We start from the raw sequence: 21,689 nt of genomic DNA on the forward strand, positions 1-21,689 counted from the left end.
TAGCGCGTCGCCGCTGCGCCCAGCCCGAGAGGTCGCCACCGCCCTGCGCGTCGCCGCTGCGCCCAGCCCGAGAGGTCGCCACCGCCCTGCGCGTCGCCGCTGCGCCCAGCCCGGGAGGTCGCCACTGCTCTACGCGCCGCCAATTGTGACGTCGCCATTGTGCCCCAAGCCCGGAAGGTCGCCACTGCCCTGCGCGCCGCCAACCGTGGCGTTGACACTGCGCCCCAAGCCCGGAGGTCGCCACGGCCCTGCGCGCCGCCAACCGTGGCGTTGACTGCGCCCCAAGCCCGGAAGGTCGCCACTGCTCTACGTGCCGCCAACTGCGGGCGTTGACACTGCTCCGCAAGCCCCGGGGTGTCGCCGTCGCAATGGGGTACCGCCCCGCCTATGCGCGGCGAATTCGGCGGCCGGGGCGCGGTCGGTTATGCGGCAATCGGGGCGACCGCGCGCGACGGGCAATTCGAGCAAGCTGCTATCACGCTTCTTGGTAAAGCTTACTTCGGTGAAATTGCGCTTTTCGCCGGGCGAGAAGGGGCCATCGAATAATACGCCTGCGGTTTTGGGGGCGGCAATGGCGACTGTATGCCGCTTAATTGGGCCGGGAAAGGCAGATCAACGGGCTCGAGCACGCTGGCCGGGGGCCTGGGCCAGTAAGCGCAGCGCATAGGGGGCGTCGTGGCGTAGGTAGCGGCCGGCCAAGCGGCGGGGCTCCGTGCCGAGGCGGTGGGCCCACTCCAGGCCGGTTCGCTGCATCCAGCGGGGGGCCCGTTCGATGTCGCCGGCGACGAAGTTGACCGCGGCGCCGCAACCTATGAACCAGCCCTGGGGGAGCAGGGAGCGCAGGCGGGTGATCATGCGTTCCTGTTTGGGGTAGCCGAGGCCGACGAACACCAGGTCCGGGGAGGCGCCGGCGATTTTCGTGCAGTAGTCCTCGTACATCAGGGGGTCGCGGTCGAAGCCGAACGGCGGGCACAGCGTGCCGGCCACGCGCAGGCCGGGGCATTCGCCGGCGAGGCGGTCGGCGGCCCGGGTGGCGCCGTCCTTCTCGTTGGCCCGGGCCGGGGTTCCGCCGATCACGAAGATGGAGCGGCCGTCGCGGCCCAGGCCCTCCGACAGGGACCAGATCAGGCTGCTGCCGGCCACCCGCTCGGGCAGGGGGCGGCCGCCGAGGCGGCTGGCCCAGACCAGCGGCATGCCGTCGGCGACGATCAGGTCGGCGTCGTCGAGGTGGCGGCGGCATTCGGCGTCGGCCTGGGCGCGGCGCAGGATGTCGATGTTCGGGGTGAGGATGCGGCCGCCGCGGCCGCGGGCCAGCGAGTCGCGGACGACCGCCACGACCTCCGCCTCGGTGATCCGGTCGATGCCCGTGCCGTCCAGGTGGACGCGGTCGAACGCCTGGATTGTCACGCAACGCCTCCTTCGCGCTTGTTCGCTCGTTATAGGAGCGAAACGAGCGAAGGTGGGCAAGAGTGGCACGCGTGGTATTTCTGGGTGGATTAGGGCGAAGTGGGACAACGCTCGTCGAACGTCTGCTCGGTCAACTGCCCGGGGTGTGTGCGCTCGGCGAGGTCGTCCACCTCTGGCAGCGCGACATCCGCGACGACGAGCGGTGCGGCTGCGGCGCCCGGTTCTCGGCCTGCACGTTCTGGCGGCGGGTCGGCGAGCGGGCCTTCGGCGGCTGGCACCACGTCGACGTCGACCGGGTGCACGCGCTGCGCGACGCCGTCGAGCGGACCCGGCACATCCCCCGCCTCGCCACCGCCGGCGAGGCGCCCAGCGAGGTGCACGAGTACGCCGACTTCTACGCCCGCGTCTACGCGGCCGCCGCCGAGGTGTCCGGGGCCGAGGTCGTCGTCGACTCCTCCAAGCATTCGGCGCTCGCCCACGTGCTGCGCTGGTCCGGCGACATCGACCTGCGCGTCGTGCACGTCGTGCGGGACGCGCGCGGGGTCGCGTACTCCTGGACCAAGCGGGTCTCCCGGCCGGAGACCGACGGCGCCGAGGAGATGACCCGCTACTCCCCCGGCCGCTCGGCCATGCTCTGGAACGCCCACAACGCCGCCTTCGGCCTGCTGGCCAAGCGCGGCGTGGCCGTGCACCGGCTGCGCTACGAGGAGTTCCTCGCGCACCCGCGGTCGGAACTGCTCAAGATCGGCGACTTCGCCGGCCTCCGGCTCCTCCCCACCGACCTGGCGTTCCTCGGCGAGGGCCACGCCGATCTGGGTGTCGGGCACAGCGCGGCCGGCAACCCGATGCGTTTCACCGTCGGGCGCCTGGAGCTGCGCCGCGACGACGCCTGGGTGAAGTCCCTGCCCGCCAAGCAGCGCCGCCTGGTCGGAGCGGTGTGTGCGCCGATGCTGCGGGCGTACGGATATCCGCTTCTGAAAGAGGAGAGTCGATGAACTGGCCGTCCGTCGGTGTCGTCATCCCCACCCGGAACCGGCCCGAGCTGGTCCGCAAGGCGATCGCCTCGGTGCGTGACCAGCGCTATCCGGGCGAGATCAAAATCTTGGTGGTGTACGACCAGACCGAGCCCGACTACCTGCTCGCCGCCACCGAGGGCGTACAGGTGCTGGTGCTTACCAACTGGCGTACGTCCGGCCTGGCCGGCGCCCGCAACACCGGCATCCTGGCCCTGGACACCGAGTACGTGGCCTTCTGCGACGACGACGACCAGTGGCGCCCGGACAAGCTCCGCCGTCAGGTGGCCGCGCTGCTGGCCGACCCGGATTCCGAGTTCGCGACGTGTGCGATCGAGGTGGAGTACGAGGGGAAGACCACCGCCCGGCTGGCCGGGCGCAGCCGGGTCACGGTCGACGAGCTGGCCCGCTCCCGGATGGCGATGCTGCATTCGTCGTCGTTCCTGATCCGCCGTACGGCGCTGGTCGAGGACGCGATCGGCCTGGTCGCCGAGGACGCGCCGGGCAGCCAGAACGAGGACTGGGACCTGCTGCTGCGGGCGGCCCGCCGGTCGCCGATCGTGCATCTCGACGAGCCACTGGTGCGGGTGCTGTGGGGGCGGACCTCGCATTACGCGTACGAGTACGCGACGAAGATCAGCTCGCTGCGCTGGATGATGCAGCGGCACCCGGAGATCAGCGGCTGCCGTCCGGGCGCGGCCCGCGTCTACGGCCAGCTCGCGTGCTGGTCGGCCGCGACCGGCAACCGGAGCCAGGCCTGGCAGTTCAGCAAGGAGGCCGTACGGGCGAATTGGAAAGAGCCGCGCACCGCGATCGCCCTCGCGGCCATGACCGGCGCGGTCAAGGTCGAGAACGTGCTCTCTGCCTTGCATAAGCGCGGCCGAGGCATCTAGAGGGGTAACACACTCTTTCGGTCACGCCCGATCACAAGGTAGTGTTCGGGCGTGTTCGAATTAGTGCGGATCCTCTGATGCTGGCGCAGCAGCGCCAAGCCGCGATCCTCGACCGGGTGCGGGCCGCCGGCGGTGTACGGGTCAGCGAGCTGGCCGCCGAGTACGGCGTCTCCGACATGACGATCCGCCGTGACCTGGAGTCGCTGGCCGATCGTGGCCTGCTCGCGAAGGTACACGGCGGAGCGACCACCGTCAGTCCCGGCTCCGCGCACGAGCCCGGCTTCGCCGCCAAGAGCGTCCGCCAGCGGGCCGAGAAATCCGCCATGGCCATGCGCGCCGCCGCCATGGTCTCCCCCGGCGACGCCATCGCGCTCTCCGCCGGCACCACCACGGCCGAGCTGGCCCAGCGCCTTGTCGACGTCCCGTCGCTGACCGTGGTGACGAATTCGATCCCGGTCGCCGACGTCTTCTACCGGGCCGGCCGCCCGGACCAGACCGTCGTGCTGACCGGCGGCACCCGTACCCCCTCGGACGCCCTCGTCGGCCCGGTCGCGGTCGCCGCGATCGGCACCCTGCACCTCGACATGCTCTTCCTGGGCGTGCACGGGATGAGCGAGCGCGCCGGATACACCACGCCGAACCTCATGGAGGCCGACGTCAACCGGGCCCTCGTCGAGGCGGCCGAGCGGCTCGTCGTGCTGGCCGACCACACGAAGTGGGGCACCGTCGGCATCAGCTCGATCGTTCCGCTCGAGCGGGCCGATGTGCTGATCACCGACGACGGGCTGGACGAGCAGGCCCGTGCATTGCTGAGCGAAACAGTTCCAGAACTTGTGATGGTGAGTGGCCAGTGACCTTCAAGAGCCGCACGGCGATCCGTCTCTCCGACGGCCGTGAGCTGATCTACTTCAACGAACAGGACGGTTCGCACCGGGCCGAGCACCCGGACACCCGCACCCTTCCGCCCCCGCCGCACACCTCGCAGTTGCGCTACGACCCGCTCGTCGACGAGTGGATCGCGATCGCCGCCCACCGGCAGACCCGCACGTTCCTGCCGCCGAGCGACTCGTGCCCGCTGTGCCCGACCAAGCCGACGTTCGCGAGCGAGATCCCGGCTCCGGACTACGACGTCGTGGTCTTCGAGAACCAGTTCCCGTCCTTCAGCGACCGGGTGTCCCCGGACGAGGTTCAAGAGATCAACCCCATGGTTCCCGTACGCCCTGGCGTGGGCCGCTGTGAGGTCGTGTGTTTCACCAGCGACCACAACAGCTACTTCGGAGCGCTCACGCCGGCCCGCGTTCGCACCGTCGTGGACGTGCTCGCCGACCGTACGGCCGAAATCTCGCGGTTGCCCGGCGTGGCCCAGGTCTTCCCGTTCGAGAACCGGGGCGTCGAGATCGGCGTGACCCTGCACCACCCGCACGGGCAGATCTACGCGTACCCGACCGTCCCGCCGCGCACGAAGCTGATGCTGACGGCCGCCGCTGCCTACCGGGAGCGGACCGGCGGCGACCTGTACACCGACGTCCTGGCGGCCGAGCGCGAGCAGGGCACCCGGATCGTCGGCGGCAACGAGCACTGGACGGCCTTCGTGCCGGCCGCGGCCCGCTGGCCGTTCGAGGTGCAGATCGCGCCGAACCGCAAGGTGGCCGACATCCCCGAGCTGTCCGACGCCGAGCGCGACGCGTTCGGTCCGCTCTACCTGGACATGCTGAAGCGCTTCGACGGGCTGTTCGGCAAGCCGATGCCGTACATCTCGGCCTGGCACCAGGCGGTCGTGGGCGAGGGCCGCGACCTGGGATATCTGCACTTGCAGCTGTTCAGCATCCGGCGCGCCGCCGACAAGCTGAAGTACCTGGCCGGCTCCGAGTCGGCCATGGGCTACTTCGTGAACGACATCGTTCCGGAGAGGGCCGCGCAGCTGCTGCGCGAGGCCGCGTAAGTCTTCCCTTCCTCTCTTCCGCCTTCTCGCCTTTTCACCAGGCGAGGCCTTCGGGGCGGGAGAAGAGGGGCGGGGGTCCCGGGACATTGGGACCCCCGCTGGGAAGGGACGGCAGGCGCAAAGGTGGTGGTGCGCCCACGTGGCCGCATCGCCGGCGAGAGAACCGATCGGCGCCCGGGACAAGGCAGCCGGATCGGTGGGCGACCCCTCGGCGTCGCGCGGCCCATCCGTTCTGCCATGAGAAACGACGCCCGTACCCACTGGTTACGGATCTAAACATCACAGGGCCGCCCACGCTCACGCGCGGGCGGCCCTGTTCTGCTTGCGAGATCAGGCGAGCTTGCGGGCCAGGTTCTCGTCGAGCGCGTTCATGAACTCGTCAGTCGAGAGCCACGGCGCGTCCTTGGAGATCAGCAGGGCCAGGTCCTTGGTCATCTGACCGCCCTCGACGGTCTCGACGCAGACCTTCTCCAGCGTCTCGGCGAACTGGGTCACCTCGGGGGTGCCGTCCAGCTTGCCGCGGTGCTTGAGACCACCGGTCCAGGCGAAGATCGACGCGATCGGGTTCGTCGACGTCTTCTCGCCCTTCTGCCACTGCCGGTAGTGCCGGGTGACGGTGCCGTGCGCGGCCTCGGCCTCGACGGTGTTGCCGTCCGGGGTCATCAGCACGGAGGTCATCAGGCCGAGCGAGCCGAAGCCCTGGGCCACGGTGTCGGACTGCACGTCACCGTCGTAGTTCTTGCAGGCCCAGACGTAGCCGCCCTCCCACTTGAGCGCGGCCGCGACCATGTCGTCGATCAGCCGGTGCTCGTAGGTCAGCCCGGCCGCCTTGAACTGGTCGGCGAACTCGGTCTCGAAGATCTCCGCGAAGAGATCCTTGAAACGGCCGTCGTACGCCTTGAGGATCGTGTTCTTGGTCGACAGGTAGACCGGGTAGTTGCGGGCCAGGCCGTACCGGAACGAGGCGCGCGCGAAGTCGCGGATCGACTCGTCGTAGTTGTACATCGCCATGGCGACGCCGCCGCCCGGGTAGTCGGCGACGTGGAACTCCATCGGCGCCGAGCCGTCCTCGGGGGTGAACGTCACGGTCAGCTTGCCGGCGCTGGGCACCACGAAGTCGGTGGCCTTGTACTGGTCGCCGTGGGCGTGCCGGCCGATGATGATCGGCTTGGTCCAGCCCGGCACCAGCCGCGGCACGTTCTTCATGATGATCGGCTCACGGAAGACGACGCCACCGAGGATGTTGCGGATGGTGCCGTTGGGCGACCGCCACATCTTCTTCAGGCCGAACTCCTCGACGCGGGCCTCGTCCGGGGTGATCGTCGCGCACTTGACGCCGACGCCGTGGCGCTTGATGGCGTTGGCCGCGTCGATGGTCACCTGGTCGTCGGTCTCGTCGCGGTACTGGATCGACAGGTCGTAGTACTCGAGGGGGACATCGAGGTAGGGCAGGATCAGCTGCTCACGGATCTGCTTCCAGATGATCCGGGTCATCTCGTCGCCGTCGAGCTCCACCACCGGGTTTGTGACCTTGATTTTCGCCATTCGGCCGGCGCTCCTCTCCCGAAAACATGCTTAGCAGTACGAGCGTACGGCAGGGCCGTTGAAGATCACCGGTCACCCCCGACCGGGATCTACCCGGATCGCCCCAACCAGTCTGCCCGCTCGTCGGCACCTTGTATCGCAAACCCGATGGCATCGAGAAATGTAACTGCAAAAGAAGCTCGACCAGCCGATCGGCCATCGACTGCTCCTCTCTGCCGGGCCGCCGGGCCGCTGCTCCTCAACCACACGTAGGCGTACGCCAACAACAGCACCACCCGCCTCCCGGCGGACCTCTTCGGGCTCGACGTAGCGTCGGGCGACCCGCTGCCGGAAGCGGCGAAGGACCCGGCGCTGACCATGACCGGCCCCGAGCAGGAGAGCCGGCTGGTCAACGGGCGGCGCCACTCCGGCGCCCGCTGGAACCTGCTGGCCAACCAGGTGTTGTGGGCCGTCGCCGGCGCGGAGTCGGGCCGCCCGGGCATCGCCGAGGTGGTCGAGTCGGCGGTGCTCACGGCCGTCGCGAGGAGCGCCCAGCGGGCCTACGACGATACCGACGACCAGAGCCTCGGCCAGTAGTTATCCACAGGGGCCGGGGTTATCCACAGATCCGGAAAACGGGGGCGCGGGGCGGACGGCGTCCCCGGCAGAATCGCGGCATGCCTGTCACCCACGCCGTCGGACGGCTCACTGTCATCGCCCTGGAGGATGCCGCGGGGCCCTTCTTCATGCCCCGGGCCGAGGCGTTTCCGGACGCCACGGCCGAGCAGTGGGCGGCCGCCGACGCGGCCGATCCGGCCGCGGTGACGGCCGAGGGTGAGTGGTGGCTGCGTTTCCGGAGCTATGCGGTGCGGGCCGGGGACGGCCCGGTCACGCTGGTCGACGCGGGTATCGGGCCGGCCGGGTCGCTCGCGTCCGACTGGGCGCCGGTGCCGGGGCGGCTGCCCGAGGAATTGGCCGCGGCGGGCATCGAGCCGGCCGACGTCGAGACGATCGTGCTGACCCATCTGCACAACGACCACATGGGCTGGGCCGTCCCGCGCGACTCACCCTTCCCGTCGGCGCGGGTGGTCGTGTCGCGGGCGGACGTCGAGCTCTATGAGGCCAACCGCGAGCGGGCCGGCCAGTTCGACCTGCTGATCGCGCCGCTGCGCGCCCAGGGCCGCCTCCAGGAACTCGACGGCGACCTGGCCCTGGCCCCGGGCATCCGGGTGGTGGCGACGCCCGGCCACACGCCGGGCCACCAGTCGGTCCTGGTCGAGGACGGGTCCGACAGCCTGCTCGTCGCGGGCGACATGCTCGTCCACGCCATCCAGCTGCTGCACCCGGAGCTGGCCTACGCCAGCGACATCGATCCGGAGCTCGCCCGGGCCACCCGTCAGCGCACGTTGAAGGAGGTGACAGCGGTGGCCGTGTCGCACTTGGGGGAGGCGTTCCGAAACGTCGGAGCGTGAGACGACCGGGCGCACCGGGGGCGGCGATCCAGCCGGACGCGCGTACAAGGAAAGGCCGGACCGAACGGCCCGGCCTTTCCCGATGAAACTCAGAGGGTCGCGACGTCGGCCTGCTTGGCGCGGACGGCCTCGGCGGCCTCCTTGAGGCCGGCGATCTCGGAGTCGGTGAGCTTCTCCTCGACGACCTTCTTGATGCCCTCGGCGCCGATCTGGGCTTCGACGCCCAGGTAGACGCCGGAGATGCCGTACTCGCCGTCGACCCAGGCGCAGACCGGGAGGACCTCGCCGGAGTCCTCGACGACGGCCTTGGCCATGCGGGCGGCGGCGGCCGACGGGGCGTAGTACGCCGAGCCGGTCTTGAGCAGGGCGACCACCTCGGCGCCGCCGTTGCGGGTGCGGACGACGAGCTCCTCGATCTTGTCGGCGGGGAGCAGGTCGGACAGCGGCTTGCCGTCGACGGTGCAGCGCGACGGGACCGGGACCATGGTGTCGCCGTGCGAGCCGAGGGTGAGCGCCTTGACGCTCTTGACCGGCACCGCGAGGGTCTCGGCGATCGAGTTGGTGAAACGGGCGGTGTCGAGCACGCCGGCCTGGCCGAAGACCCGGTTCTTGGGGAACTGGGTGGCGAGCTGGGCCAGCGCGGTCATCTCGTCGACCGGGTTCGAGACCACGATGACGACGGCGTTCGGCGCGTACTTGGCGATGTTCTCGGCCACCTGGCGCACGATCTTGGCGTTGACCTCGAGCAGGTCCATGCGGCTCATGCCGGGCTTGCGGGGCAGGCCGGCGGTGACCACGACGACGTCCGAGCCCTCGATGGCCTCGTAGCCCTCGCCGTTGGGGCCGGTGGTGACGCCGACGACCTTGGTCTCGAAGCCCTCGATCGGCCGGGACTGGTTCATGTCGAGCGCCAGACCGGCCGGCTTGCCGTCGATGATGTCGGTGAGCACCACGGTGTCGAAGATGTCGTACTCGGCCAGACGCTGTGCAGTCGTGGACCCGTAGAAGCCGGCACCGACGACGGTTACCTTCTTGCCCATAGCTCTATCCACTCCCAGTCCTGGGGACAGTTTTTGCGAACGTATCAGTCGGTTAACGCCACGTTTCGGCCTGGTCGGCTTAACGCGAAGTAAGCCACTCCCCACTATTCCCCGACGACGGCGCCGTACGCGGTGGCGAACTGCACCGCCTGCGCGATGTCGATCTTGGCGCCGGTGAGGTCGACTCCGCGCAGTTGGACGCCGTCGAGGTCGGCGCCGCGCAGGTCGGCGCCCTTGAGCACGGCGTCGGTGAGCCGGGCGTTCGACAGGTCGCAGTCGCGCAGGTCGGCCCGGGTCAGGTCGGCACCCATCAGGTCGGCCTCCCGTAACCGTAGGCCGGGCAGGCGGGCGCCGGTGAGGTTCTGGCCGCGCAGGTTGACGAAACCCCAGTCGCCGCCCTCGACGGTGATCGGGCGCAGGCCACAGTCGATGAACTGGGTGCCGGTCAGCTTGCAGCCGGTCAGGGTCGCGTCGAAGAAGGAGCAGCGCCGCACCGTCGACTGCATGACGGCCACGCTGTCGAGCGTCGCCGCGTTGAAACGGACGTTCCCGAAGAGGCAATTGGTGAAGACGCAGCCGGTCAGCCGCGCCTCCGACCAGTCGACGTCGTGGAACGCGCAGTCCTCGTACCGGACGCCGACGACCTCCTCGAGCGCCCAGTCGGCGCCCGAGAAGGTCCGGTCCTGCACGAGGTCCGTCACGAAGCCTCAGCCGTGGTAGAAGTGCCGCGTCCCGGTCAGGTAGACCGTCATGCCGGCCTTTTCGGCGGCCTCGATGACGAGGTTGTCGCGGATCGAGCCGCCCGGCTGGACGACCGCCTTGACGCCGGCCGCGATCAGCACCTCGAGCCCGTCCGGGAACGGGAAGAAGGCGTCGGAGGCGGCGAAGCTGCCCTTGGCCCGGTCGGCGCCGGCCCGGTTGACCGCGAGGTGGGCCGAGTCGACCCGGTTGACCTGGCCCATGCCGACGCCGACGGTGGCGCCGTCCTTGGCCAGCAGGATCGCGTTGCTCTTGACGCTGCGGATCGCGCGCCAGGCGAACGCCAGGTCGGCCAGATCGTCGGCGGACAGCGCGGCGCCGGTCGCGAGCTCCCAGTGGGCCGGGTCGTCGCCGTCGGCGTCGATGCGGTCGGGCTGCTGCACGAGGGCGCCGCCGCCGATCAGCTTGACCTCGGCCGCGGCCGGGTTCCAGGCCGGGGCGACCAGCACGCGCAGCTTCTTCTTGCCCTTGAAGATCTCGAGGGCGCCGGCCTCGTACGACGGCGCCACGATCACCTCGGTGAAGATGCCGTCGAGCTGCTTGGCCATCGCCTCGGTGACCTCGCGGTTGACCGCGATGACGCCACCGAACGCCGAGACCGGGTCGCAGTCGTTGGCCTTGCGGTGCGCCTCGGCCACGTCGGCGCCGATGGCGATGCCGCACGGGTTGGCGTGCTTGATGATCGCCACGCAGGGCTCGGTGAAGTCGTTGGCGCTGCGCCAGGCGGCGTCCGCGTCGACGTAGTTGTTGAACGAGAGCTCGCCGCCGTGCACGAGCTCGGCCTGGGCCAGGCCCGCCGGGGCGCCCGGGTCGAGGTAGAGCGCGGCCTGCTGGTGCGGGTTCTCGCCGTACCGCAGGGTGTTCTGCTTCTTCAGCGCGAGCCCGGTGAACTCCGGCCAGCCGGTCTCGCCGACCAGGGTCGTCGCGGTCCAGTTGGCCACCGCCACATCGTACTCCGCGATGTCGGCGAAAGCCCGCGCCGCCAGCGCCTTGCGCTGCGGCAGGGTGAAACCGCCGGCTTCCAGGGCCGTCACGATCAGGGGGTACGCCTCGACGGCGGTCACGACCGCGACCGACGGATGGTTCTTGGCGGCGGAGCGGACCATGGCCGGGCCGCCGATGTCGATCTGCTCCACGCACTCGTCGACGCTCGCGCCCGAGGCCACCGTCTGGGTGAACGGGTAGAGGTTGCTGACGAGCAGGTCGAACGGCTCGATCTCGAACTCGGACAGCTGCTCGGCGTGCGAGGGCAGGCGCAGGTCGGCGAGCAGGCCCGCGTGCACGCGCGGGTGCAGCGTCTTGACCCGGCCGTCCAGGCACTCGGGGAAACCGGTCAGCTCCTCGACCCGGGTCACCGGCACACCGGCGCCCTCGACGGTCGAGGCGGTCGAACCGGTGGAGACGATCTGCACCCCGGCCGCGTGCAGCGCCTGGGCGAGCTCGACCAGCCCGGTCTTGTCGTACACGCTCAGCAGCGCGCGACGGATCGGGCGGCGCCCCTCGGCAGTCGAACTCATGGAATGCGTACCTTCCTGTCCTGGATGGTCCAGCCCTCACGAACCAGGCGGCCGACCCACTCGACGAGCTGGGCCCGCTCGGCCACTTTGATGCGCTCGGTCAGCGTTTCCTCGGTGTCGCCGTCGAGCACGGGCACCGCGACCTGGGCGATGATCGGGCCGGTGTCGACACCGGCGTCGACGAAGAAGAGGGTCGCCCCGGCGATCTTGACGCCGTAGGCGAGCGCGTCGCGCGGGCCGTGGATGCCGGGGAACGACGGCAGCAGCGCGTTGTGCGTGTTGATGTAGCGGTCGCCGAACGCGGCCAGGAACGCCGGGCCGACCAGCTTGAGGAAGCCGGCGGAGACGACCAGGTCGGGCTTGAACTCGGCGACGTGGCTGGTGAGGGCCGCGTCCCAGTCGTCGCGCGTCTCGTACGCCTTCACCGAGTCGACGAAGGTCGGCACGCCCGCGGCGGCCGCGTGGTCGAGGCCGGCGATGCCGTCACGGTCGGCGCCCACGGCGACGACCTGCGCGCCGTAGGCGGGATCGGCGGTGGCCTCGAGCAGAGCCTGCAGGTTGCTGCCCGAACCGGAGACGAGGACGACCAGGCGGGCGGGCGCGGGGTCGGTCACCCGAGGAGCCTATCGCCGCGGTTCGCGACGGCCGACAACGGGTAGTGCCAGCGGCACACATAACCGCTGATCATCGGTTACGCTGCCGATTCTCAGGAATGCGAATTCGTCGCTTGCCAGCGCCATCTGTGACACTGGAGGACGCGTGACAACCCCACCCCCCTACTACGGCCCCCCGGCCGGTGACCCGGTCGGCCCGCCGGCCGGCAACCAGAACACCCAGGGTCTCGTCGGCATGATCCTCGGGATCGTCGCGATCCCGCTGGTCTGCTGCGTATATCTCGGTATCCCGCTCGGCATCGCCGCCGCCATCGTGAGCTGGCTCGGCCTGCAGAAGGCGAACGCGGGCCGCGCCACCAACCGCAGCCAGGCCCTGACCGGCCTGATCTGCGGCGCCGTGGCCGCCGTGCTCGGCATCGGTCTGCTGATCTGGGCGCTGACCGCCGGTCAGAACATCAACTGGGAAGACCTTCAGAACAGGAACAACTGACGGTCGTACGGAAGGGGGCGCCCACCGGGCGCCCCCTTTCTCATGCTTGCGACTTCTTGAAGCGGCGCCCGGCGGCCGCGCCGATCGCCGCCGAGACACCGACCACGGCGGTGGCGACCAGCCCGACCTGCCAGGCGTCGGGCCCGATGGTGGCCATCCGGCCGTCGCCCAGCGGGCCGCCGGAGAGGTCGGCCAGCACGCCCAGCACGATTCCGGCCGCGGGCCCGGCGATCAGGCCACCGCCCAGGAGCAGCGACCACGGGGTGTCGGGGGTCTTCGGCGACGCCGGCGGGCGGGTGGATCCGGGGCGGCGGCGCGGCTCGGGCGGCGCGGCCTGGCCGGCCTCGCGGTAGACGCGCAAGGTGAGCAGCCAGCCGGCGGCCAGGCCGGCCAGCACCGGGATCGACAGCAGCAGCGCGCCGACCGCGCCCATCGGGCCGTTCGGCAGGCCGGCCAGCAGCGGCAGGGTGGGCAGCGGCCCGACGGTCACCTCGGTCAGCCGCACCACCGATCCGGTGCCGAGGGCGAAACCGGGACCGAGCAGGTACGCGGCCGCCCAGACCACGCCGTTCACCCCGTAGGCGAGGCTGACCAGCGTGATGCCGGCCTGCCCGGCCACGCCGGTGCCGTAGGCGGAGATCATGTCGGCCGCCTGCCCGCCGCCGACCGCGACGGCGAGCCCGGTCACCGCGGCCCCGGCGGCGAGGATCAACAGCGCCGCGAGTACGCCCGTACGCAGCCCGTGCCGCAGCACCGCGGGCATGCCACGCGCCCACCGGGCCAGCACCCCGGTCCCGCGCACCGAACCCGCGAACGCGGCCAGGCCGCCCAGGACGAAGAAGTTGATCGCGGCCCGGCCGGGCGTGACCTCGGTGCCGCGCCCGTCGACCACGAGCGCGGCCACCGAGCCGAGCAGCGAATAGGTCAGAGCGATCGCGAACGCGACCGAGAGAGCGTCGCCCGTGGAGCCCGAGCGGCGGGCGCCGACGGCCCGGGTGACGTGCAGGCCGGCGCGCTCGAGCCGCCAGAGGATCAGGGCGGTGAGCAGCAGCGGGGCCAGGCCGAGGGAACCGATCGAGGTGCCGATCGGCACGCCGTGGCCGAGCATCCAGCCGGCCAGGCCGGCGTGCGCGGCGCCGGCCAGGCCGCCGGCGCCCTCCAGGGTGCGGGCCAGGCCGATCACGGCGGCCACGGGCAGGTACGAGATCAGGGCGGCCCAGATCGTGGCGAAGCCGGCGGCCACCGGCAGCGGGGCCCGGCGGACCCGCTCGGCCGGGCGGCGCTGGGTGGGCAGCTTGACGGTCTCGCGGTTGCCGAGCGCCTTGTCGTCGACCAGGACGGTCTTCCGCTCGGCTTCCTCGTCGCGGTCCGGCTGCCCCGGGTCGAACGCCTCGGTGCGGCGCTCGATCGGCTCGGTGTTCTTCCCGACCGGCTCAGCCTGAACCGTCTCGGCGACCTTCGGGTCGTCCGAGTTGCCGGGTCGGTCGGGTGGCGTCGACATCGTGAACTACTTTTCCACGCCGGGGGCGGCCCGGCGCTGCAGATACGGCGGCGCGCCGTCAATCAATTGACGGCGCGCCGACGTGCGTACGAACGAAATCAGCTCATGACCTCGCGCATGAGGCGCGCGGTCTCGCTCGGCGTCTTGCCGACCTTGACGCCCGCGGCCTCGAGCGCGGCCTTCTTGGCGTCGGCCGTGCCGGCCGAGCCCGAGATGATCGCACCGGCGTGACCCATGGTCTTGCCGGGCGGCGCGGTGAAGCCGGCGATGTAGCCGACGACCGGCTTGGTGACGTTCGCCTTGATGAACTCGGCGGCCCGCTCCTCGGCGTCGCCACCGATCTCACCGATCATGACGATGGCGTCGGTCTCCGGGTCCTCCTGGAACGCCTTGAGCGCGTCGATGTGCGTGGTCCCGATGATCGGGTCGCCACCGATGCCGACGGCGGTCGAGAAGCCGAAGTCGCGCAGCTCGTACATGAGCTGGTAGGTCAGCGTGCCGCTCTTGCTGACCAGCCCGATGCGGCCGCCCGGGGTGATGTCGGCCGGGATGATGCCGGCGTTCGAGGCGCCGGGCGAGGCGATGCCGGGGCAGTTCGGCCCGATGATCCGGGTCTTCTGGCCGCGGTCGATGTTGTACGCCCAGAAGGCGGCCGAGTCCTGCACCGGCACGCCCTCGGTGATCACCACGGCCAGCGGGATCTCGGCGTCGATCGCCTCGATCACGGCCGACTTGGTGAACGCCGGCGGTACGAAGATGACCGACACGTCGGCGCCGGTCTCCTTCATCGCCTCGGCCACGGTCGCGAAGACCGGCAGCTCGGTGCCGTCGAAGTCCACCTTGGTGCCCGCCTTGCGCGGGTTGACACCACCGACCACCTGGGTGCCGGCAGCGAGCATCCGCTTGGTGTGCTTGGAGCCCTCCGAGCCGGTGATGCCCTGGACGATGACCTTCGAGTCCTTGGTAAGCCAGATCGCCATTACGTCACTTCCCCGCAGCCGCGAGCTCGGCGGCGCGCTCGGCCGCTCCGTCCATCGTGTCCACCCGCTCGACCAGCGGGTTGTTCGCTCCGTCGAGGATGGCCCGGCCGGCCTCGGCGTTGTTGCCGTCGAGGCGCACCACGAGCGGCTTGGTGACGGTCTCGCCGCGCTCGGCGAGCAGGGCGAGGGCCTGGATGATGCCGTTCGCGACGGCGTCGCAGGCGGTGATGCCGCCGAAGACGTTGACGAAGACGGACTTCACGGCCGGGTCGCCGAGGACGATCTCGAGGCCGTTCGCCATCACCTGGGCGCTGGCGCCACCGCCGATGTCGAGGAAGTTCGCCGGCTTCACGTTGCCCTGCTTCTCACCCGCGTATGCCACCACGTCGAGGGTGGACATGACCAGGCCGGCGCCGTTACCGATGATGCCGACCTCGCCGTCCAGCTTGACGTAGTTGAGGTTCTTGGCCTTGGCCGCCTGCTCCAGCGGGTCCACCGCGGACTGGTCGACCAGCCCCTCGTGGTCGGGGTGCCGGAACGCCGCGTTCTCGTCCAGGGTGACCTTGGCGTCGAGCGCGAGCACCCGGCCGTCGCCGACCTTGGCCAGCGGGTTGACCTCGACCAGGGTGGCGTCCTCGGCCACGAAGGCCTGCCACAGCTTGACCGCGATGTCGACGACCTGGTCGGCGACCTCGGCCGGGAACTGCGCGGCGGTGACGATCTCGCGGGCCTTGGCCTCGTCGACGCCCTTGCTGGCGTCGATGGCGACCTTGGCCACCCGGTCGGGCTGCTCCTCGGCGACCTGCTCGATCTCCATGCCGCCGGCGACGCTGGCGATGCAGAGGAAGGTGCGGTTCGCGCGGTCGAGCAGGTAGGAGAAGTAGTACTCCTCCTTGATGTCGGCCGTCTCGGCCAGCATCACCTTTCCGACCGTGTGGCCCTTGATGTCCATGCCCAGGATGTCGGTGGCGCGGGCCTCGGCCTCGTCCGGCCCGTCGGCCAGCTTGACGCCGCCCGCCTTGCCGCGGCCGCCGACCTTGACCTGCGCCTTGACGACGACCTTGCCACCGAGCCGCTCGGCGATCGCCCGGGCCTCCTGCGGGGTCTCGGCGACGCCGCCGCCCAGCACGGGCAAGCCGTGCCGTTCGAACAGGTCACGCCCCTGATACTCGAACAGGTCCACGTGTCTCCTTTCGCTCGCGACGCCAAGCGCCGGCAAGCCGCACCGTTGCGTCCCGACCTGTGTGCGCGCGGCGAACGGAAGCCGCCGGCGTGAAGAATGTCCGGCCCTGAAGGCCTTCATTCGCAGACTAGCGACCTGAACGGGTACTCCGAAGGCGCGGGTGCGTGGTGTGCAAGACCACACACCCGGGGCGGGAGTGGCCGCTGTTATGAGGACATGCCGGAGTTGCCCGAGGTTCCCCGTAACCGGCTCTTCAGGGCGTCGTTGAGTGTGGTGTCGGAGCGCTACGGCGCACCGGCGCGAAGGCGGCCGATGCCCTGTCGGTCGAGGGGTGGCGGCGGGGCATCGTGCATGAGAGGCCGGACGTGTGAGGGGTGCGTCCGGCCTCTCCCCTTGCCCCCGCTACACTTGCCCCCGCCGCATTTTCCCCTGCTCAGCTCACCGGTGTTGAGACATTGGCGCGTACCCATTCGACGATGGACGCGGTAGTGGCTCCCGGAGTGAAGATGTGCGCGACTCCGAGCTTTTCCAATTCGGCGATGTCGTCGGCCGGAATGATGCCTCCGCCGAATACGACGACATCGGCGGCGTCACGCTCCGCCAGCAGTTCGATTACCCGACGAAACAATGTCATGTGCGCGCCGGACAGAACGGACAAACCGATCGCGTCGGCGTCCTCCTGAATGGCAGTCTCGACGATCTGCTCCGGCGTCTGGTGCAGGCCGGTGTAGACCACTTCCATGCCGGCGTCGCGCAGCGCGCGAGCCACCACTTTGGCGCCGCGGTCGTGCCCGTCCAACCCGGGCTTCGCGACGACGACCCTGATCCGTGCTTGCATCCTGACCCTCCGAGCCACTGACCGCGTTGTCACCTGAACGAACGGTAACCCGCGCCGGGCCCACGGGGTAGCGGTGGTCACATAACCGTGATCACCCGGCGTAGTCGAAAATGTATTCTGCGTCACCTTACTTTGCGCTTCTCAACCAATCACACCGCGTGTGCGAACAGTTCACCAGGGAAAGACCACGAATTCGGACATTCGCTGCGCAATGCGGACCAGGAACTGTCAGCGAATTGGCGCTGCGACTTGTGACACGGCTGGCGTTTGGCTACCGTGGCTCCCGGCTGTCAACCGGATAACACCGATCCGACAGCACGGAAGACCTGGTTCACCGGCAATTAGGTGAGCTCGGGACACCGACGTTTTGCCACCGACGGAGGGTTGTTCGTGCGCCAGCGCTTGTCGTCTGAGCCCGATCGCTATCGCGGCCGACGCCGCGTACCCACCCCTCCCCGCAGCCGCTACGCCGTCGCCGTCACGTCGGCCTTCGTCGGAGCCGGGGTCGTGGCCCTGGGTGCCGCGGCCAACATGCCCGACACCAAGCAGGTCGACACCGAGGTCCTGAAGAGCCTCCAGACGGCCCAGGTCGCCGACGCCGTCGCCGACCGCGCCACCGACGAGGCCGCCGCCTCGCGCAGCGACAGCCGCGACTCGGCCGCCAAGCAGAAGGTCAGCGCCGAGCAGGCCACCGAGGACGTGTGGCTGCTCCCCCTCGACGACTACGTCTTCACCTCGCCCTACGGCGTCCGGTGGGGCAAGCTGCACGCCGGTATCGACCTGACCGCCCCCGAGGGCATGCCGTACAAGTCGGTGCACGCCGGCGAGGTCACCCAGGCCGGATACAACGGCGGCTACGGCTACTCGGTCACCGTCAAGAACGACGACGGCACCGAGGTCATCTACGCGCACTCGCGCCGCGTGCTGGTCAAGACCGGTGACAAGGTCAAGGCCGGTCAGGTGCTCGGCGAGGTCGGCAACACCGGCGCCTCGTACGGCGTGCACCTGCACCTCGAGATCCACGTGAACGGCGCGCCGACCGACCCGATCCCGTACCTGCGCGATCGCGGCGTCGACATCAAGCTTCAGGTCGAGTCGGTGTACGCCGGGCTCGCCGCCGCGTCCTGACCCTTTTCTTCTCGCGGTGCCGCATGGTTGCCGCTCGGTAGGCGTTCCGTTCCCAGTGGCCCGGGTGGCTCAGTGCCCGCCCCGGGGGACCGACAGGCAGATGTCGGTCACCAACTGGGGAGGTCTTGCCGCGTGCCGAATCGAGTCGAGTCCCGCACCGGCGGACGTCACCGCCAGGAGTCGGTCCGCCGGCACGTCGCGCTGCCCTTCGCCCTCGCCAGCCGCCGTACGCGCAACGCAGCCCTGACCGTGATCCTGGGCGTCGCCCTGGCCACCGGTATCACCGGCGGCGTGGCCGCGGCCGCCTCGTCATGGCAGACCACACCGGTCGACGCTCCGATCGCGGCCGCCTCCGACTTCGGCAGCGGCGATCTGGGCAGCGGCGATCTGGGCAGCGGCGATGACTACGTTCCGGGTGAGCCGATCGCCGCGGGCGACATCGCTGCGCAGTCGGCCGGTCAGAAGGAGCGGCCCAAGGTTGTCGCCGCGGCCACTCCCGCCGCGAAAACGGCCGCCGAGCGCGCCGCCGCGTGGGTCAACCCGAACCCGGCGGGCCGGGTGACCTCCTGCTTCGGCCAGCGCTGGGGGCGGCTGCACGCCGGCGTCGACATCGCGGGCCCGCACGGCTCACCCATCCTCGCGGCGGGCGCCGGCGTGGTGGTGCGCGCGGGCGCGGCCGCCGGCTACGGCAACGCGGTGCTCATCGACCACGGCAACGGATACCTCACCCACTACGGGCACATGTCAGTGATCGCGGTCCAGGCCGGCGAGCACGTCGCGCCCGGCCAGCGGATCGGCGACGAGGGCTCCACCGGCCACTCCACCGGCCCGCACCTGCACTTCGAGGTGCACCTGGGTAGCTACAAGAACCCGATCGAGCCCACCCGCTGGCTGCACGAGCACGGCGTACAGCTGCCGGGCTGTTAGATCTTCTCGATCGGGGCGTGCCGCAGCACGAGCCACATCACCTGATCGCCGAAGTCGATCTGGGCCCGGGCGCCGGGACCCTGCCCCTCGACGGTGACGACCCGGCCCAGGCCGTAGCGCTGATGGTTGACCCGGTCGCCGGCCGACACCTTGGGCGCCTGCGGCAGCTCACTCGCTGTCGAAAGCTTGCTGGCGTCGATGCCGAGGCGGCTCGCGAGCTGCTGCGCCTTCGGCGTGCCGCCGGCGAAGCCACCACCACGGGACCGGTCGCCACCCGCACGGCCGCCCACCCCGCCGCCCGTACCGGACCAGGAGGTGTAGTTGCCGGCGGTGCGCTCCCAGCGGATCAGCTCGGGCGGAAGCTCGGCCGTGAAGCGCGAGGGCGGGTTGTACTGCGGCTGGCCCCACGCGCCGCGGGTCACCGCGCGGGAGAGGTAGAGCCGCTGGCGGGCGCGCGTGATGCCCACGTAGGCCAGGCGCCGCTCCTCCTCGAGCTCGTTGTTGTCGCCGAGCGCGCGCGTGTGCGGGAAGACGCCGTCCTCGAGACCGGTCAGGAAGACCACCGGGAACTCGAGACCCTTCGCCGTGTGCAGCGTCATCAGCGTGACCACGCCCTGGTGGTCGGGGTCGTCGCTCGGGATCTGGTCGGCGTCGGCCACCAGCGCGACCTGCTCGAGGAAGCCGGCCAGGGTCGCGGCCGGGGCCTCACCCTCCTCGGCGTCCTCGGCCTGAGCCTCGACGCGCTCGGTGTACTCACGGGCGACGCTGACAAGCTCCTGAAGGTTCTCCACCCGGCCCTGGTCCTGCGGGTCGAGGCTTTCCTCGAGCTCGGAGAGCAGGCCGGAACGCTGCAACACCGACTCGAGCACCTCCTCGGGCGGCGCCGTGCGGGACAGCTCGCGCAGGTCGTCGAGGAGCTGGACGAAGTCACCGATGCTGTTGGCGGCGCGGGTCGAGATGCCCGGCGCGTTCTTGGCGTGGCGCAGCGCCTGGCCGAACGAGATGCGGTCGCGGGCCGAGAGCGCCTCGACGCAAGCCTCGGCCCGGTCGCCGATGCCGCGCTTGGGGGTGTTGAGGACGCGGCGGATGCTCACCGTGTCGTCGTCGTTGACCACCGCGCGCAGGTAGCCCAGGGCGTCGCGCACCTCCTTGCGCTCGTAGAAGCGCACTCCGCCGACCACCTTGTACGGCAGGCCGACCCGGATGAACACCTCCTCGAACACACGGGACTGCGCGTTGGTGCGGTAGAAGACGGCGACGTCGCCGGGGCGGGCGTCACCGCGGTCGGTGAGGCGGTCGATCTCGCGGGCCACCCAGTCGGCCTCGGCGTGCTCGGTGTCGGCCACGTAGCCGACGATCTGCTCGCCCTCGCCCTGGTCGCTCCAGAGCCGCTTGGGCTTGCGCGACGTGTTGCGGTCGATCACCGCGTTGGCCGCCGACAGGATCGTCTGGGTGGAGCGGTAGTTCTGCTCCAGCAGGATGGTGCGGGCGTCGGGGTAGTCACGCTCGAACTCGAGGATGTTGCGGATGGTGGCGCCGCGGAACGCGTAGATCGACTGGTCGGCGTCACCCACCACGCACAACTCGCCGGGCGGCACGTCGCCGTCCTTCTCGCCCACCAATGCCTTGACCAGCATGTACTGCGCGTGGTTGGTGTCCTGGTATTCGTCGACGAGCACGTGGCGGAAGCGGCGGCGGTAGGTCTCGACCACGTGCGGGTGCGACTGGAACAGGTGGACCGTGGCCATGATGATGTCGTCGAAGTCGAGCGCGTGGGCCTCACGGAGGCGGCGCTGATAGAGCTCGTACGCCTCGGCGATGGCCCGCTCGTTGGGACCCTTGGCCTTCTCCTTGAACTCCTCGGGCTCGATCAGCTCGTTCTTGAGGTTGGAGACCTGAGCGGCCAGGCCGCGGGCCGTGTACCTCTTCGGGTCGAGGTCGAGCTCGCGGACCACGAGCTGCATGAGCCGGCGCGAGTCGTCGGCGTCGTAGATGGAGAAGGTGCTCTTGAGGCCGGCGTGCTCGTGCTCGGCGCGCAGGATGCGGACGCACGCGGAGTGGAAGGTCGAGACCCACATCAACCGGGCACGGGGCCCGACGAGGGCGGCGACCCGCTCCTTCATCTCACCGGCGGCCTTGTTGGTGAACGTGATCGCGATGATCTCGCCGGGGTGCACGTCGCGCGCGGCCAGCAGATAGGCGATGCGATGGGTCAGCACCCGGGTCTTGCCCGACCCGGCGCCGGCCACGATCAGCAACGGCGACCCGGCGTGGGTCACGGCGTCGCGCTGCGGGCCGTTCAGGCCGGTCAGCAGCGACTCGGGGTCGAGCCCGCGCGGTTTCGGGCGCGGGGGCCTCGGCGCCTCGGGCTCCCGCACAGCGGGCATCGCGAACAGGGCACCGTCGGAGGTTTCAGAGGAAGGTCGCATCGCGGGGGCAAGTCTATGCCGACCCACCGACA

Annotated in this window: 21 protein-coding genes; 10 read left to right on the forward strand and 11 right to left on the reverse strand. The window is 70.3% G+C overall.

What is annotated here, in order from left to right:
* Nucleotides 1–387: 387 nt before the first annotated feature.
* Nucleotides 388–546 carry a hypothetical protein gene (locus AB0C26_RS11175; RefSeq protein ID WP_360245266.1) on the forward strand — a complete coding sequence of 53 codons (159 nt, stop codon included), beginning with the start codon at nucleotides 388–390 and terminating at the stop codon, nucleotides 544–546.
* 66 nt (nucleotides 547–612) lie between these two features.
* Here AB0C26_RS11175 and AB0C26_RS11180 read toward each other — a convergent pair whose 3' ends face one another.
* A complete protein-coding gene (locus AB0C26_RS11180; RefSeq protein WP_360245269.1) occupies nucleotides 613–1,407 on the reverse strand; it encodes a WecB/TagA/CpsF family glycosyltransferase in 795 nt (264 codons plus the stop codon).
* 62 nt (nucleotides 1,408–1,469) lie between these two features.
* On the opposite strand from AB0C26_RS11180, the gene AB0C26_RS11185 reads away from it, so the two are divergent.
* The 4 genes from AB0C26_RS11185 (at nucleotide 1,470) to galT (ending at nucleotide 5,255) form a co-directional block, all read left to right on the forward strand.
* Nucleotides 1,470–2,402: a sulfotransferase gene (locus tag AB0C26_RS11185; RefSeq protein ID WP_360245272.1), complete on the forward strand. Its 933-nt coding sequence runs from the start codon at nucleotides 1,470–1,472 to the stop codon at nucleotides 2,400–2,402.
* A complete protein-coding gene (locus AB0C26_RS11190) occupies nucleotides 2,399–3,313 on the forward strand; it encodes a glycosyltransferase family 2 protein (RefSeq protein ID WP_360245275.1) in 915 nt (304 codons plus the stop codon). Before AB0C26_RS11185 ends, AB0C26_RS11190 begins: the two co-directional genes overlap by 4 nt.
* A 77-nt stretch (nucleotides 3,314–3,390) precedes the next feature.
* Complete coding sequence (locus AB0C26_RS11195) at nucleotides 3,391–4,167, forward strand: DeoR/GlpR family DNA-binding transcription regulator (RefSeq protein ID WP_360245278.1); 777 nt, start codon at nucleotides 3,391–3,393, stop codon at nucleotides 4,165–4,167.
* Nucleotides 4,164–5,255 (forward strand): galactose-1-phosphate uridylyltransferase, encoded by a 1,092-nt coding sequence (galT, locus tag AB0C26_RS11200; RefSeq protein WP_360245281.1) that lies wholly within the window; start codon nucleotides 4,164–4,166, stop codon nucleotides 5,253–5,255. Before AB0C26_RS11195 ends, galT begins: the two co-directional genes overlap by 4 nt.
* A gap of 330 nt (nucleotides 5,256–5,585) precedes the next feature.
* Here galT and AB0C26_RS11205 read toward each other — a convergent pair whose 3' ends face one another.
* Nucleotides 5,586–6,800 (reverse strand): NADP-dependent isocitrate dehydrogenase, encoded by a 1,215-nt coding sequence (locus AB0C26_RS11205; protein ID WP_360245284.1) that lies wholly within the window; start codon nucleotides 6,798–6,800, stop codon nucleotides 5,586–5,588.
* Between the two features lie 324 nt (nucleotides 6,801–7,124).
* On the opposite strand from AB0C26_RS11205, the gene AB0C26_RS11210 reads away from it, so the two are divergent.
* Nucleotides 7,125–7,376, forward strand: coding sequence for an alkaline phosphatase D family protein (locus AB0C26_RS11210; protein ID WP_360246518.1), 252 nt, complete (start codon nucleotides 7,125–7,127; stop codon nucleotides 7,374–7,376).
* Nucleotides 7,377–7,456: 80 nt separating this feature from the next.
* Nucleotides 7,457–8,251, forward strand: coding sequence for an MBL fold metallo-hydrolase (locus tag AB0C26_RS11215; protein ID WP_360245287.1), 795 nt, complete (start codon nucleotides 7,457–7,459; stop codon nucleotides 8,249–8,251).
* An 89-nt stretch (nucleotides 8,252–8,340) separates the two neighbouring features.
* On the opposite strand, the gene mdh is transcribed toward AB0C26_RS11215, so the two are convergent.
* From mdh to purN, 4 genes are all read right to left on the reverse strand, one after another.
* Complete coding sequence (mdh, locus tag AB0C26_RS11220) at nucleotides 8,341–9,291, reverse strand: malate dehydrogenase (protein WP_360245290.1); 951 nt, start codon at nucleotides 9,289–9,291, stop codon at nucleotides 8,341–8,343.
* Nucleotides 9,292–9,395: 104 nt separating this feature from the next.
* Nucleotides 9,396–9,992, reverse strand: coding sequence for a pentapeptide repeat-containing protein (locus AB0C26_RS11225; protein WP_360245293.1), 597 nt, complete (start codon nucleotides 9,990–9,992; stop codon nucleotides 9,396–9,398).
* A 6-nt stretch (nucleotides 9,993–9,998) separates the two neighbouring features.
* On the reverse strand, nucleotides 9,999–11,567 hold the full coding sequence (purH, locus tag AB0C26_RS11230; protein WP_360245296.1) for a bifunctional phosphoribosylaminoimidazolecarboxamide formyltransferase/IMP cyclohydrolase: 1,569 nt from the start codon (nucleotides 11,565–11,567) through the stop codon (nucleotides 9,999–10,001).
* Entirely contained in the window at nucleotides 11,564–12,181 is a 618-nt protein-coding gene (purN, locus tag AB0C26_RS11235; RefSeq protein WP_360245299.1) for a phosphoribosylglycinamide formyltransferase, read from the reverse strand. The genes purH and purN overlap by 4 nt, the downstream gene beginning before the upstream one ends.
* Before the next feature lie 145 nt (nucleotides 12,182–12,326).
* Here purN and AB0C26_RS11240 point away from each other — a divergent pair, with 145 nt between their 5' ends.
* A complete protein-coding gene (locus AB0C26_RS11240; protein ID WP_360245302.1) occupies nucleotides 12,327–12,671 on the forward strand; it encodes a DUF4190 domain-containing protein in 345 nt (114 codons plus the stop codon).
* 40 nt (nucleotides 12,672–12,711) lie between these two features.
* Here AB0C26_RS11240 and AB0C26_RS11245 read toward each other — a convergent pair whose 3' ends face one another.
* The 4 genes from AB0C26_RS11245 to AB0C26_RS11260 all read right to left on the reverse strand — a co-directional run bounded on the left by AB0C26_RS11245 (nucleotide 12,712) and on the right by AB0C26_RS11260 (nucleotide 17,173).
* Nucleotides 12,712–14,172, reverse strand: coding sequence for a DUF6350 family protein (locus AB0C26_RS11245; RefSeq protein WP_360245305.1), 1,461 nt, complete (start codon nucleotides 14,170–14,172; stop codon nucleotides 12,712–12,714).
* 98 nt (nucleotides 14,173–14,270) lie between these two features.
* On the reverse strand, nucleotides 14,271–15,152 hold the full coding sequence (gene sucD / locus AB0C26_RS11250) for a succinate--CoA ligase subunit alpha (RefSeq protein WP_360245308.1): 882 nt from the start codon (nucleotides 15,150–15,152) through the stop codon (nucleotides 14,271–14,273).
* A gap of 4 nt (nucleotides 15,153–15,156) precedes the next feature.
* Nucleotides 15,157–16,335 (reverse strand): ADP-forming succinate--CoA ligase subunit beta, encoded by a 1,179-nt coding sequence (sucC, locus tag AB0C26_RS11255; RefSeq protein ID WP_360245311.1) that lies wholly within the window; start codon nucleotides 16,333–16,335, stop codon nucleotides 15,157–15,159.
* A gap of 433 nt (nucleotides 16,336–16,768) precedes the next feature.
* On the reverse strand, nucleotides 16,769–17,173 hold the full coding sequence (locus AB0C26_RS11260; protein ID WP_360245314.1) for a cobalamin B12-binding domain-containing protein: 405 nt from the start codon (nucleotides 17,171–17,173) through the stop codon (nucleotides 16,769–16,771).
* A gap of 390 nt (nucleotides 17,174–17,563) precedes the next feature.
* Here AB0C26_RS11260 and AB0C26_RS11265 point away from each other — a divergent pair, with 390 nt between their 5' ends.
* A complete protein-coding gene (locus AB0C26_RS11265) occupies nucleotides 17,564–18,301 on the forward strand; it encodes a M23 family metallopeptidase (protein ID WP_360245317.1) in 738 nt (245 codons plus the stop codon).
* 132 nt (nucleotides 18,302–18,433) lie between these two features.
* Complete coding sequence (locus tag AB0C26_RS11270; RefSeq protein WP_360245320.1) at nucleotides 18,434–19,228, forward strand: M23 family metallopeptidase; 795 nt, start codon at nucleotides 18,434–18,436, stop codon at nucleotides 19,226–19,228.
* Here AB0C26_RS11270 and pcrA read toward each other — a convergent pair.
* Nucleotides 19,225–21,615, reverse strand: a complete 2,391-nt coding sequence (pcrA, locus tag AB0C26_RS11275; RefSeq protein ID WP_360246520.1) for a DNA helicase PcrA — start codon at nucleotides 21,613–21,615, stop codon at nucleotides 19,225–19,227. The genes AB0C26_RS11270 and pcrA overlap by 4 nt on opposite strands.
* Between the last annotated feature and the right edge of the window lie 74 nt (nucleotides 21,616–21,689).

It is taken from the genome of Actinoplanes sp. NPDC048796, assembly GCF_040650035.1.
Classification (GTDB): domain Bacteria; phylum Actinomycetota; class Actinomycetes; order Mycobacteriales; family Micromonosporaceae; genus Actinoplanes.

Coding starts and splice junctions, on each gene's coding strand:
- AB0C26_RS11175 (WP_360245266.1), top strand. CDS start 388: ATGCGCGGCGAATTCGGCGGCCGGGGCGCGGTCGGTTATGCGGCAATC.
- AB0C26_RS11190 (WP_360245275.1), top strand. CDS start 2,399: ATGAACTGGCCGTCCGTCGGTGTCGTCATCCCCACCCGGAACCGGCCC.
- AB0C26_RS11195 (WP_360245278.1), top strand. CDS start 3,391: ATGCTGGCGCAGCAGCGCCAAGCCGCGATCCTCGACCGGGTGCGGGCC.
- AB0C26_RS11205 (WP_360245284.1), bottom strand. CDS start 6,800: ATGGCGAAAATCAAGGTCACAAACCCGGTGGTGGAGCTCGACGGCGAC.
- AB0C26_RS11215 (WP_360245287.1), top strand. CDS start 7,457: ATGCCTGTCACCCACGCCGTCGGACGGCTCACTGTCATCGCCCTGGAG.
- mdh (WP_360245290.1), bottom strand. CDS start 9,291: ATGGGCAAGAAGGTAACCGTCGTCGGTGCCGGCTTCTACGGGTCCACG.
- purH (WP_360245296.1), bottom strand. CDS start 11,567: ATGAGTTCGACTGCCGAGGGGCGCCGCCCGATCCGTCGCGCGCTGCTG.
- AB0C26_RS11245 (WP_360245305.1), bottom strand. CDS start 14,172: ATGTCGACGCCACCCGACCGACCCGGCAACTCGGACGACCCGAAGGTC.
- sucD (WP_360245308.1), bottom strand. CDS start 15,152: ATGGCGATCTGGCTTACCAAGGACTCGAAGGTCATCGTCCAGGGCATC.
- AB0C26_RS11260 (WP_360245314.1), bottom strand. CDS start 17,173: ATGCAAGCACGGATCAGGGTCGTCGTCGCGAAGCCCGGGTTGGACGGG.
- pcrA (WP_360246520.1), bottom strand. CDS start 21,615: ATGCCCGCTGTGCGGGAGCCCGAGGCGCCGAGGCCCCCGCGCCCGAAA.